A 12,691-nucleotide genomic window follows, 5' to 3' on the forward strand; every position below is an offset into this window, starting at 1 on the left:
GGCAAAATGAGAATGGTTTGATTTTTCATAAAAAGTACTAATGACCGGTAGGAGTAGAAAGGTCGATAATAAGATATGTATAAAAAAATGGACAGAAACGATCCGTGTTGGTGCGGAAGCGGCAAGAAGTACAAGGCTTGCCATGAGAGCTTTGATGACAAGATAATCGCTCTCGAGAGAGCGGGAAAGATTGTTCCGAAACGCTCACTTTTGAAGACAGAGGCTGACATAGAGGGCATTAAGGCAAGTGCGAAGATAAATATGGCCTGCCTTGATGAGGTCGCTGATAAGATTAAGGCCGGTATGTCGACTCAGGATATTGATGATATCGTAGCTGATGTTACAAGGAAAATGGGCGGCATTGCAGCTCCTCTTAATTACGAGGGATTTCCCAAGAGCGTGTGCACTTCGATTAACGATATGGTGTGCCACGGAATTCCTTCTCCTGACGATATTTTACAGGATGGAGATATAATTAATGTAGACTGCTCAACGATTCTGAATGGCTACTTCTCAGATTCTTCACGAATGTTCTGCATCGGAGATGTGGATCCGGAGTGGAAGAAGTTGGTAGATGTAACCAAGGAAGCGGTTGAGATCGGTGTTAAGAATGTTATTCCATGGACTCCGCTCGGAGATATGGGAAATGCAGTTCATCAGCACGCTTTGAAGAACGGATATACAGTGGTTCGCGAGATTGGTGGTCACGGCTGCGGCAACGAATTCCATGAGGAACCGTTCGTTAGCTTTGTAAGTAAACCCGGCACAGAGATGATCATGGTTCCGGGCATGGTATTCACGATTGAGCCTATGATAAATATGGGAGGCGATAAGATCTTTGTGGATGCCGATAATGACTGGACTGTTTATACAGAGGATGGCTCACCATCAGCACAGTGGGAAGTCGAGATTTTGGTGACAGAGACGGGATGCGACATACTTTGCTGGTGACCCCTCATCCGGCGCTTCGCGCCACCTTCCCCCAGAGGGGGAGGCAATAAAACAAGGAGATTTTGGTAAATGCAGAACAAAGGAAAATATTATATTACAACAGCGATTGCTTACACATCAGGTAAACCGCACATCGGCAACAGCTACGAGATAGTACTTGCCGATGCTATTGCAAGATATAAGAGGAAGGATGGCTATGACGTTCACTTCCAGACAGGCTCGGATGAGCACGGCCAGAAGATTGAGACCAGAGCTATCGAGGCAGGCTGCAGCAGCCCCAAGGAATTTGTTGACGGTGTTGCTGGAACAATCAAGAGCCTCTGGGATATGATGGACACTTCCTATGACCGTTTCATCAGAACAACCGATGAGGATCACGTGGAGCAGGTTCAGAAGATTTTCAAGAAATTCTATGACCAGGGAGATATTTATAAGGGATCCTACAAGGGGATGTACTGTACAGAGTGTGAGGCTTTTTACACAGAATCTCAGCTTGTGGACGGCAAGTGCCCTGAGTGCGGATCAGATGTTCATCCCGCTGAAGAGGAAGCATACTTCTTCAAGATGAGTAAGTATGCGCAGCAGCTCATTGACCATATCAACAGCCATCCTGAGTTTATTCAGCCGGTTTCACGTAAGAATGAGATGATGAACAACTTCCTTCTCCCGGGACTTCAGGATCTGTGCGTTTCAAGAACCTCCTTCAAGTGGGGTATTCCTGTAAGCTTTGATGAGAAGCACGTTGTATATGTATGGCTTGATGCGCTCACAAACTATATCACCGGTATCGGCTATGATGTTGACGGCAGCAGTGAGCAGTATAAAAAATGGTGGCCTGCGGACCTCCATCTTATAGGAAAGGATATCATCAGATTCCATACTATTTATTGGCCTATCTTCCTTCTTGCTCTTGGTGAGCCTCTTCCGAAGCAGGTGTTCGGACATCCCTGGCTCCTTCAGGGAGGCGAGAAAATGAGTAAGTCTAAGGGTAACGTTATCTATGCTGATGACCTTGTAAGCCTTTTCGGAGTTGATCCTGTTAAGTACTTTGTTCTTCATGAGATGCCTTATGATAATGATGGTGTCATTACTTGGGAACTTATGGTTGAGCGTTACAACTCAGACCTTGCAAATACACTCGGTAACCTTGTAAACCGTACAATTGCTATGTCCAACAAGTACTTTGATGGCGTTGTGGCAGATAAGGGTGTAGAGGGAGGCGTTGATGCTGACCTTAAGGCAGTTGTTACAGGTGCCTATGATAAGGTTGAGAAAAAGATGGATGAGCTTCGCGTAGCGGATGCTCTTACAGAGATTTTCACAGTTTTCAAGCGCTGCAATAAATATATTGATGAGACTGAGCCGTGGGCACTTGCAAAGGATGAGGCTCAGGCAGACAGACTTTCAACCGTTCTCTATAACCTTGTTGAAGGTATTACAATCGGAACAAGCCTTCTTGAGCCCTTCATGCCAAGAACAGCTGAGAAGATTTTCGGAATGCTTAAAACTAAGAGCCGTGATTTTGATACACTTGATACCTTCGGAATGTATGAGAGCGGCACCAAGGTAACGGATGCTCCCGAGCAGACCTTTGCCAGAAAGGACCTTAATGAAGTCCTTGCAGAAGCAGCAAAGATAACTGAGAAGCAGAAAGCTGACTTCATTGAAAGCCAGAAAAAGGCTAAGGAAAACCTTACTAAAGCAGGAATGCTCAAGGAAGCTAACGCCATTGTTATAGGTGGTGCTGAAGAGAGCTCTGAGGAAGCGGCAGCAGACGGCGGAATCGATATTCCCGCAAAGGATGAGATCACTTTTGATGACTTCATGAAGCTTCAGTTCCAGGTTGGTGAGATCATCGCCTGCGAGGCTGTTCCGAAGTCCAAGAAGCTCCTTTGCTCACAGGTTAAGATCGGAAGCCAGACCAAGCAGATTGTATCAGGTATCAGCAAGTACTATTCTCCTGAGGAGATGGTTGGTAAGAAGGTAATGGTTCTTGTAAACCTTAAGCCTGCTAAGCTTGCGGGAGTGCTGTCCGAGGGAATGCTCCTTTGCGCAGAGGATGCGGAGGGTAACCTTGCACTCATGACTCCCGAGAAGGCAATGCCTTCAGGTGCAGAGATATGCTGATATCCTTTACTTAATGAAGTTAATATGATAATTATGAAAGGCCTGTTTCAAAATAGAGACAGGCTTTCATTTTTTTATAAAAAATTATCAATTTAACGAATTTTTAAGAATACGGATTTACGATATTGTGGTAAAATATCCCTAGAAGGTATATTCTGTATGCATATAAGGGGGTTTTTATGGCACGCAAAGAGGAACTTACTTACAAATCTAGAGACCGCGAGACTACTATTCATGCTATTAGATGGATTCCGGATGAGAAACCCATAGCTATTTTACAGATCATCCATGGTATGCAGGAATACATCGACCGTTACGACGAATTCGCTAATTATATGGCAAATAACGGAGTCATGGTTATTGGTAACGATCACCTTGGACATGGCGATTCCGTTTCAACTAAAGTGCCTTATGGATATTTTTGTAAAAACGATCCCGCGACGGTTATCCTTCGTGATGCGCACAGACTTAAGAAGATGACACAGGAAGAGTATCCGGGACTACCGGTAATCCTTCTGGGACACAGCTTTGGTTCCTTTGTTGCAAGAGAGTATCTTACCAGATACGGCACGGGTATCCAGGGTGCGATTATTCAGGGCACAGGCTGGCAGTCACCCGGAACAATTAAATCAGGTAAATCGCTTTGTGCAATCCTCGGAGCTTTCTTTGGAGAGAAGCATCGCTCGAACTTCCTTAACAATATGGCTTTCAAGGCTTACAACAGCAGAATATCAAGCCCGAAGACCAAGTTTGACTGGCTTTCACATAATGAGGAGAGCGTTAAGAAGTACGAAAATGATCCCAAGGACAATTTCGTATTCACAGTAAACGGCTTTGAGACACTGTTCGAGGTTCTCTCAAGAGTTCAGGATCTTGGCAAGATGGATGATATTCCGAAGAAGCTGCCGATTCTTCTCACAGCAGGTAAGGAAGATCCGGTTGGAGAGTATGGCAAGAGCGTTGAACACCTCTACGGAATCTGGAAGGATCAGATAGGCCTTCAGAACCTTGAAATCAAGCTCTATGACGGAATGAGACATGAGCTTCAGCAGGAGATCGGAAGAGAAAAAGTATTTTCAGATCAGCTTGAATGGATTAAGAAAACAATAAAATAATATACAATTTTCGCCCAAGCATGTTATAGTAGTGCTTGGGCGTTTTTTGTATTTTAAAGGAGTAATTTTATGGGAAAGATATTTGATTTAGACAGTCCTGTTATGAGAGTCCTGAATGTAGTAGCGGATCTCATGATTTTGAATTTTGCGGTTTTGTTGTTTGTACTTGTTCCCTTTACGGGTGGAGCAGCCCTTACGGGTATGCATTATGTCCTTCTGAAAATAGTAAGAAATGAAGAGACTTATGTACTTAAAGGGTTTTGGAAATCCTTCAAACTGAATTTCAAACAGGCAACAATTATTTGGATAATTATCGTTGCGATTTCAGCGATTATCGGTATGGATTTTTGGTGGATATATAATAATGCAGGTGCCATTCCTCCGGTTTATGCATATATAATGTTTGGAATCACCGTTATTCTGTATATGGTTTCGCTGTACATATTCCCGCTGCTTGCAAGATTCGATAACCCTGTCAGGGGAACACTGAAAAATGCAGTAATGTTTGCGATCCTGGGACTTCCCAGAACAGTTGCAATGGCAATTATTTCGCTTATTCCGCTGTTACTTTTGTATTTCTTCGAACTTAGAATCATACCGATTTTGATGATGTTCGGATTTACAGGACCGGGGTTCCTTATGGCGGTTCTTTACAATGGATTGTTCCTTAAATTTGAACCCAAGGTTGAGGTTCCGAAGGATGATGAGATGCATCTTGACGATGAGGACGACGAGGAGCTTCAGGCAGCAATCAAGAGATTGCAGGAGGCAAGGGACAAGAAGTGATCCCTCATCCGTCGCTACGCGACACCTTCCCCCAAAGGGGGAAGGCGTTTTTGTATATGGCCTTCCCCTTGGGGGGAAGGTGGTCCGAAGGACCGGATGAGGGGCAAGTTGCACATAAGATTTTACTTTATTTGTGCAAATAGTCATAACCAATTTATAAAAAAATTATAAATAAGCATTTTTTACAACGATTAAGGAAATCTTTGTATAATAGTTGCATAGCCAAAGCAAAACGCTTTGGCTATACTTGTTTTTGTTAGGAGCGAGACGCTCTTTTTATTTGCACAGAGGAGGAAAAGGAAAATGGCAAGTTTAACACTTGAAAATGTATGCAAAGTTTATCCTAACGGGTTCGAAGCTGTTAAGAATTTCAACCTTGATATCCAGGACAAGGAATTCATCATCTTCGTTGGACCTTCAGGATGTGGTAAGTCAACAACTCTTCGTATGATCGCAGGTCTTGAAGATATTTCTTCAGGTACACTTAAGATCGGTGATCGCGTAGTTAACGATGTAGAGCCTAAGGACAGAGATATCGCAATGGTATTCCAGAACTACGCTCTTTATCCTCATATGACAGTATATGATAACATGGCATTCGGCCTTAAGCTTCGTAAGGTTCCGAAGGCTGAGATCGACAAGATGGTTAAGGATGCAGCTAAGATCCTTGATCTTACAAACCTTCTTGATCGTAAGCCGAAGGCTCTTTCCGGTGGTCAGAGACAGCGTGTTGCTATGGGTCGTGCTATCGTTCGTAATCCTAAGGTATTCCTTATGGATGAGCCTCTTTCAAACCTTGATGCTAAGCTCCGTGTTCAGATGAGAACTGAGATCGCTAAGCTTCACCAGAGACTTGGTACCACAATCATCTACGTTACACACGATCAGACCGAGGCTATGACACTTGGTACCAGAATCGTAGTTATGAAGGACGGTGTTGTTCAGCAGGTTGATACACCTCAGAACCTTTATGACAAGCCTACAAACCTTTTCGTTGCTGGATTCATGGGATCACCTCAGATGAACTTCCTTGATGCAGAGGTTGAGGTTTCAGGCGACAAGGCTAGCCTTAAGATCGCTGGTCAGTCTATCGAGCTTCCTCCGGCTAAGGCTAAGAAGGTTATCGATGGCGGCTACGCTGGAAAGACAGTTACATTCGGTATCCGTCCTGAGGACGTTGATGATTCCGAGATGGTTGTTAGCACATCTAAGGCTGTATTCGAGTCTACAATCAACGTATACGAGCTTCTTGGTGCAGAAGTTTATCTGTACTTCGATCTTGCAGGCTTCCCTGTAACAGCACGAGTTGATTCTCGTACAACAGCTCGTCCCGGCGACAAGGTTAAGTTCGCATTCGACGTTGAGAAGATTCACGTATTTGACAAAGAGACAGAGAAGGTTATCACAAACTAATTTATGTGATAAACAGTATATGCACAAATAATAAAGAACTGAGCATTACGCTTGCGTAATAGCTCAGTTCTTTTTATTTGTATACACCTTTATAGAATAAACGAAAATTAGAAGATAAATATTTACTATAAGAAATGTACAATAAAAACGAACAAAAGTGCATACTATATATTCACCATTTATTGTATAAATAAATACAAAGAAACGGCAAAAGGGGAATGTTATTTGTACATTATGCCGATTCAAAAGTGTAGCAAAAAATAATAAGTAGGAGGATGTAACAAAATGAAAAAAAAGAGACTGGTAGCTTTACTATCTGCTCTAACGTTGGTGCTTAGCCTTACCGCTTGTGGCGGAAGTGGCGCAGGAACTTCCGGTGGTGGCGGAACAAATTCTGATCAGGCCAGTGGGGACGGTTCCGGATCAGGCGAGTATGTCAAGCTCGTAGTTTGGGGAAATGGTAATGCTGATACTGAAGACTGCAACGAAGTTGCTGAAGCTGTTAACAAGATCACACGTGAGAAAATCGGTTGTGAGATTGAGCTCGTTCGTGGACAGGATGCTGAACAGATCAACCTTGCTCTGACCTCCGGTGAAGCTATTGATCTTATGTGCTACAACAACATAAGTGGTCAGTTTAACACTGTAGTTAATAATAATTGGGCTTATCCCCTTGATGATCTTTTAGAGAAATATGGACAGGGAGCAAAGGGAGTAATTAACGAATATGACCTTGAAGCCTGCAAAAAGGATGGTGTGCTCTATGCACTTCCGAACCAGAAAGATACATCACGTGCAGCCGGATTTGCTATGCGTAAGGACATCTGTGACGAACTTGGTATCACAGTTCCTGAGTACGGCACTTATGATGATATGCACGAAATCCTTGTAAAGGTTCACGAAGCTCATCCTGAGATGGATGCTCTTGTTCCCACATGGGCACAGGGTGGTATGCAGACAACTATTCCCGCTGATCCGCTTGGAGATTCTCTTGGTATCCTTGAGGATTGCCGCGAAGACAGCACAACAGTTGTTGACGAAGCAGAGACAAAGAGTTTCCAGGATTTCTGTAAGATGATGTGGCAGTGGAATCAGGAAGGTTTGATCATGCCTGATGCTACAACAACTACAGAGAACGCTCTTCTTTCAAACAATGGATTTGCAATGTATGAGAACTGGAAGCCCGGCAAGGAACTTGAGGTTTACAAGGGCAACGGCAAAGAAGTTTACTTCATGAAGATTCATGGACCTATCAAGCATACAGCAATTCCTAATGGTAACTCATGGATGATTCCTTACAGCTCAAAGCATCCTGAAGAAGCTATGAAGCTTTGGAACCTTATGTATACAGATCCTGAAATTTCTAACCTGTTCATCAACGGTATCGAAGGTAAGCACTGGGTATACACTGATGACACCAAGAAGATGATCACATCTCCTGAAGGTGTTGATCCGAACGCTTCCGGTTATTCTTCAATGGATTGGGCATGGCCTAATCAGCAGATTACACCAGTTTGGGAAGGCGCTGAGGATCCCGATCTTTGGACAAAGCTTAACGAGTTTAACAACAGTGGCGAGCCTAGCCCTGCTATGGGATTCATTTGGGACAGCTCACCTGTTATGAACCAGGTAACAGCTTGTAACAACGTTGTATCTTCTTACAGGACCGCGCTTCTTTGGGGCGCTATCGATCCTGAAGAAAACCTTCCTAAGTATATTGACGAACTTAAGGCAGCCGGCATCGATGAGATCATCGCCGAGAAGCAGAAACAGCTTGATGCATTTCTTGCAAGCAAATAATTCTGCCAATAATAATTAACACAAAAAATGCAGGTGTCAAATATCATTTTGGCACCTGCATGATAATATTACTTGAAGGAGGATGGGGTTAGGTTGAAAAAGACAAAGAAAACATTAAAACGCTTCTGGCCGATGTATTTAATGTTCATACCCGGGGTAGTATATCTTTTTATAAATTCATATATTCCGATGTTTGGAATACAGATAGCCTTCAGGCAGTATAATGCTGCGCAAGGTGTATATGGAAGTCCCTGGTGCGGATTTAAAAATTTCGAATTCCTCACCAGAACCAAAGACGCATGGATAATGATCAGAAACACAGTACTTTATAATGTCGTATTTATTGTACTTGGAACTATTCTGGCTGTAGCAACAGCGATCATTCTTAATGAGATCCGCAACAAAACAGCGAAGCAGGCATATCAGACGATTATTCTGATTCCTTTCCTGATTTCAATGGTCATAGTCAGTTATCTTGCTTACGCTTTCCTGAGCACCAGTGATGGCTTCATCAACAACTCACTAGTCAAACTGCTTGGAAAAGAGCCCATTGACTGGTATAACACTGCAAAATATTGGCCCGTTATTCTGGTTCTTATCAATATCTGGAAGGGCCTTGGATATAATATGATCCTCTATTATGCTACCATCTGCGGTATTGACGGCACACTTTATGAAGCTGCTGTTGTGGATGGAGCTAATCGTTGGCAGAAAATTGTTCATGTTACATTGCCCGGTTTGAAATCTACAATTATCATACTGACACTTATGGCTCTTGGCGGAATTTTCCGTTCTGATTTCGGTCTTTTCTATCAGGTTCCGCTCAACTCCGGTCCGCTTATCAATGTAACGCAGACAATTGATACCTACGTATACCGCGGACTTATCCAGAATAACAATGTAGGAATGTCCTCAGCAGCAGGCCTTTATCAGTCCGTTGTTGGATTTGTTCTGGTAGTAACGGCTAACGCTATAGTCAGAAGAATAGACAACGAAAGTTCGCTGTTTTAATAGGAGGATTTTAGAAACATGGTACAAAAAGACAGAGTATTTCAGACCTTGGCAAATGCGCTGATGATCATTCTGGCTATCTGTGCACTTGCGCCTTTCTTTCTTATGCTCATGTCATCACTCACAGATGAACAAACTTTGTTAGCAAACGGATATAGTTTTTTTCCGGAAAAATTTAGTACATATGCTTATAAATATCTGTTTGTTCAATCCGGATCTGTGGCACGTGGTTATGTGATTTCAATATCAGTTACAGTTGTAGGAACTCTATCCAACCTGTTTGTTACTTTGCTATATGCTTATCCGCTTTCAAGAAAAGAGCTTCCCGGAAGACAAATTTTTGCATTCTATCTATTCTTTACAATGCTCTTCTCAGGAGGACTGGTTCCTGCATATTTGATGTGGACACAGACATTCCATATTCGAAATACAGTTATTGCGCTGCTTGTTCCGGGCTTACTTATGAGCCCTTTTAACGTCATTATGATGCGTACATACTTCACCACCAATATTCCTGATGAAGTTATTGATGCAGCAAGAGTTGACGGAGCAGGTGAATTTGGAATCCTTTTCAAGGTGGTATTCCCTATGGCGCTGCCGATAACCGCTACAATCGGGCTCCTGGTTGGACTTGCTTACTGGAATGACTGGATGAATGGTCTGTATTATATCAATGATGACAAACTCTACAGTATTCAGGTACTGCTTATGAAGATTCAGCGTAATCTGGATCAGCTCAGGCAGCAGGCTCAGAACGGTAGTGGAAATGTTAACATGGCTGATCTGCCTTCAACTTCTGTAAGAATGGCATTGACGGTTATGGGTATCCTTCCCATTATGATCATATATCCTTTCCTGCAGAGATACTTCGTAAAAGGTATCACAATCGGAGCAGTAAAAGGGTAAGCTGGAAAATACCTGCTATTTGCGGTATTGTTGGGGAGTTTGACCCGTTGTTTTCTTGAACTGCCTGTAAAAATATGAAGTATTGGGGATTCCAACCTGTTCTGCGATATCCGAAATGCTCATAGTCGTGTTTTTTAGTAGGTATTTGGCTTGATCCATTCGTTTTGAATTGATATAAGCTGTAAGCGTTGTTTCAAATTCCTTATGAAAACAAAATGACAGATAATCGGGATTTAGGTGTATGGCATCAGCAATCTTGACACGGTTTAAATCTGCGTCCGACAGATGGTCGCGGATATATCTTCGTACTGTGTGGACAAAACTGCTGTCGTTGATTTTGATGCCGTTACCAGCTTCGCTTTCAGGGTTTACCTGTTTCGGGCGCAAAAATGCCATGGCGCGGGATAGCTCCTGGTTCAGGTTCTGTTTTCCAATGGGTTTAAGCAGATAATTGAAGCAGTGATAATGCATGGCTTCCTGGGCATAGTCAAAACGCTGATGTCCGGATAATATAATTGTTGTTGGCTGAAGTCCTTCAACATTAAGTTGTTCAAGTAGTTCAAGCCCGGTTTCCTTGGGCATCTCGATATCCAGCAGCATCAGATCAACCTGTTCTTTTTTTAGGATAGTCATCCCTTGCTGCGCACTATAGGCTGTGAAGATATGGTCAAATCCAAGTTCTTCTTTATTTATCATACCTACAAGACCTTGAACAATATAGTATTCGTCATCTATTATCAGAAGATTCATGAAAACTCTCCTTTTCCGAGTATTTTTTGTAAGGGAAGCGTATTGTAACACATAAACCCATGCCTTCCGCGTTTGCAAAGCTAAGCATTGCCTCGGATCCAAGAATGAGTCTAAGGCGCATAGCGGTATTATAGAGTCCTATGCCGGTTCCCTTCTCCGTAACTTCAGGATGTTCCAGGATATGGTTGTACTTTTCAAGCTTTTCTTCGGACAGACCGCTTCCGGAATCGGTATGCTCAAGGTACACAAAGGTTTCGCTATTTTCAATCCTTTTTGTCGCCTTGACTCGGATAAGAAAAGGCTCGCCCATAATAAGTCCCGTCTTAATGGAATTCTCGGTAAGAGTGAGGAGAATCATCGGGAACACCTCTGTATTCAGCAGATCAAGGTCAATTTCCTTTTCATATTGCAACGTCTCGGGAAATCTGTACTGAGTCAGCAGTATGTAATTTTCGAGATATTCAAGTTCCTCAGACAGCGGAACAATATTCCTGTCAGAAAGCGTATACCGCAGATGAGAGGATAGTGTAGAGATTATCTGATTTGTCACTTCCAGATTTGACTGATCCTGTGCTGACATAAACACAGTGTTCAGACAGTTGATCAGGAAATGAGGAGCAACCTGGTTTTTCAGAGATTTCAATTCAAACTCGCGAGCCTGGAGCTGTTCTTCATAGACACTGATCCTTAGATTACCTATCTCGGATATTAGTTTATTAAAGGCATCTGTAATCTGGACTGTCTCTTCATAGTTATTTGAAGGAGTGATTCTGGTGTCCAGATTTCCGGATCGGATGTTCCTGGTTACTGCCATAAGAGATTTGGTCGGGATCTCAATGATCATCCGTCCCATGCGGCTATAGGATATAAAAAAGCAAACAGCCCATAAGATAATAAGTGCCAAAAGATAATAAAGAGATCGGAAAGCCTGTAAAAACTGCTTTTGAGGAAGCAGCACGGTAAAGCAGTAATCTGAAAAGCTTTGTCTAAAGGAGATAATGATCCTTTTTCCGATGCCCGGGATACTTACAGTAACAGGACCGGAGAGAGATTTCTCAACAGGGAGATTTGGTTCTTTCCCGGAATCATTCGCATTGCCATTTGCTGCAAAGGTATTACCGGAAAACAGCACTTGTCCGGAGCTGTCTGTAATCAGTAGGATGGCATCATTTCCGAAAAACTCTTCAAATCCTGGAAGGTTGTTTAGGTCAATCCATGCGCCACCGTATATTCCGCCTACTCTAAATGTCCTGATAAGGCAGTTCTGATCTTCAATAAAATACCAGTTTTGAGGAAGATAAGCGCCGGATCCGTCGTCTTTCAGGTGCGCCTGTAAAAGTGATCTGATAAAAGAAGGGAACGGATAGCCCGAACTGGTGCCTGTATTGGCAGTATTATAGACCGGAAGAAATACATCTTTATCGGGATAATACAGGTAAAAGCCCCTGATTACGGAGTGTGGTGTAATCTGAGTAGATAATCGGTTCTGGATACGTGCCATGCAGCCAACTTCCTCATTGCTATCCATGGTAGTACGAAGCCTTATAATATCCGGATCAGATGAGCAGTTGTCGATGAGGAACATGATATTCTGACTGAGCTCAACATCGAGTCTGTTGTCGTAAAAACGAAGAGAATCTTGAACAGAACGATATGAGAATTCACGCAGGTTAAAAAAGATAACCATCGTAACTGCCGCGAGAAGAGTGGTAAAGATGAGCATGGACATTAAAAACAATATACCGAACCGATGCAGCAGAGAATGCTTTCGTTTTGACCCCGGCAAAATATTATGAAAATAGTGACAAATCTCCTCCATATTGTACATATCC

General features: G+C 42.9%; 10 protein-coding genes. 8 read left to right on the plus strand and 2 right to left on the minus strand.

Annotated features, from left to right (window positions below):
• Nucleotides 1-75: 75 nt before the first annotated feature.
• The 8 genes from BMW61_RS10740 (at nt 76) to BMW61_RS10775 (ending at nt 10,109) form a co-directional block, all read left to right on the plus strand.
• Entirely contained in the window at nt 76-951 is an 876-nt protein-coding gene (locus BMW61_RS10740; RefSeq protein ID WP_091821736.1) for a methionyl aminopeptidase, read from the plus strand.
• Between the two features lie 69 nt (nt 952-1,020).
• On the plus strand, nt 1,021-3,078 hold the full coding sequence (metG, locus tag BMW61_RS10745; RefSeq protein ID WP_091821739.1) for a methionine--tRNA ligase: 2,058 nt from the start codon (nt 1,021-1,023) through the stop codon (nt 3,076-3,078).
• 179 nt (nt 3,079-3,257) lie between these two features.
• Nucleotides 3,258-4,193, plus strand: coding sequence for an alpha/beta fold hydrolase (locus BMW61_RS10750; RefSeq protein ID WP_022760944.1), 936 nt, complete (start codon nt 3,258-3,260; stop codon nt 4,191-4,193).
• Between the two features lie 69 nt (nt 4,194-4,262).
• A complete protein-coding gene (locus BMW61_RS10755; protein WP_022760945.1) occupies nt 4,263-4,979 on the plus strand; it encodes a YesL family protein in 717 nt (238 codons plus the stop codon).
• 303 nt (nt 4,980-5,282) lie between these two features.
• Complete coding sequence (locus BMW61_RS10760) at nt 5,283-6,392, plus strand: ABC transporter ATP-binding protein (RefSeq protein WP_022760946.1); 1,110 nt, start codon at nt 5,283-5,285, stop codon at nt 6,390-6,392.
• Between the two features lie 285 nt (nt 6,393-6,677).
• On the plus strand, nt 6,678-8,192 hold the full coding sequence (locus tag BMW61_RS10765) for an ABC transporter substrate-binding protein (protein WP_026498717.1): 1,515 nt from the start codon (nt 6,678-6,680) through the stop codon (nt 8,190-8,192).
• A 93-nt stretch (nt 8,193-8,285) separates the two neighbouring features.
• Nucleotides 8,286-9,203, plus strand: coding sequence for an ABC transporter permease (locus BMW61_RS10770; RefSeq protein ID WP_026498716.1), 918 nt, complete (start codon nt 8,286-8,288; stop codon nt 9,201-9,203).
• Between the two features lie 18 nt (nt 9,204-9,221).
• Entirely contained in the window at nt 9,222-10,109 is an 888-nt protein-coding gene (locus tag BMW61_RS10775; protein ID WP_022760949.1) for a carbohydrate ABC transporter permease, read from the plus strand.
• 15 nt (nt 10,110-10,124) lie between these two features.
• Here the strand turns inward: BMW61_RS10775 and BMW61_RS10780 are convergent, their stop codons facing one another.
• Together BMW61_RS10780 and BMW61_RS10785 are read right to left on the minus strand one after the other, a co-directional pair.
• On the minus strand, nt 10,125-10,859 hold the full coding sequence (locus BMW61_RS10780) for a response regulator transcription factor (RefSeq protein ID WP_026498715.1): 735 nt from the start codon (nt 10,857-10,859) through the stop codon (nt 10,125-10,127).
• A complete protein-coding gene (locus BMW61_RS10785) occupies nt 10,837-12,687 on the minus strand; it encodes a sensor histidine kinase (protein WP_091821742.1) in 1,851 nt (616 codons plus the stop codon). Before BMW61_RS10785 ends, BMW61_RS10780 begins: the two co-directional genes overlap by 23 nt.
• Nucleotides 12,688-12,691: the final 4 nt, after the last annotated feature.

Source organism: Butyrivibrio sp. ob235, from assembly GCF_900109475.1.
GTDB lineage: Bacteria > Bacillota > Clostridia > Lachnospirales > Lachnospiraceae > Butyrivibrio.

Excerpts from the sequence above, each read along its gene's own strand:
- BMW61_RS10765 (WP_026498717.1), top strand. The coding sequence starts at position 6,678 with ATGAAAAAAAAGAGACTGGTAGCTTTACTATCTGCTCTAACGTTGGTG.
- BMW61_RS10755 (WP_022760945.1), top strand. The coding sequence starts at position 4,263 with ATGGGAAAGATATTTGATTTAGACAGTCCTGTTATGAGAGTCCTGAAT.
- BMW61_RS10740 (WP_091821736.1), top strand. The coding sequence starts at position 76 with ATGTATAAAAAAATGGACAGAAACGATCCGTGTTGGTGCGGAAGCGGC.
- BMW61_RS10785 (WP_091821742.1), bottom strand. The coding sequence starts at position 12,687 with ATGTACAATATGGAGGAGATTTGTCACTATTTTCATAATATTTTGCCG.
- BMW61_RS10780 (WP_026498715.1), bottom strand. The coding sequence starts at position 10,859 with ATGAATCTTCTGATAATAGATGACGAATACTATATTGTTCAAGGTCTT.
- BMW61_RS10750 (WP_022760944.1), top strand. The coding sequence starts at position 3,258 with ATGGCACGCAAAGAGGAACTTACTTACAAATCTAGAGACCGCGAGACT.
- BMW61_RS10760 (WP_022760946.1), top strand. The coding sequence starts at position 5,283 with ATGGCAAGTTTAACACTTGAAAATGTATGCAAAGTTTATCCTAACGGG.
- BMW61_RS10775 (WP_022760949.1), top strand. The coding sequence starts at position 9,222 with ATGGTACAAAAAGACAGAGTATTTCAGACCTTGGCAAATGCGCTGATG.
- metG (WP_091821739.1), top strand. The coding sequence starts at position 1,021 with ATGCAGAACAAAGGAAAATATTATATTACAACAGCGATTGCTTACACA.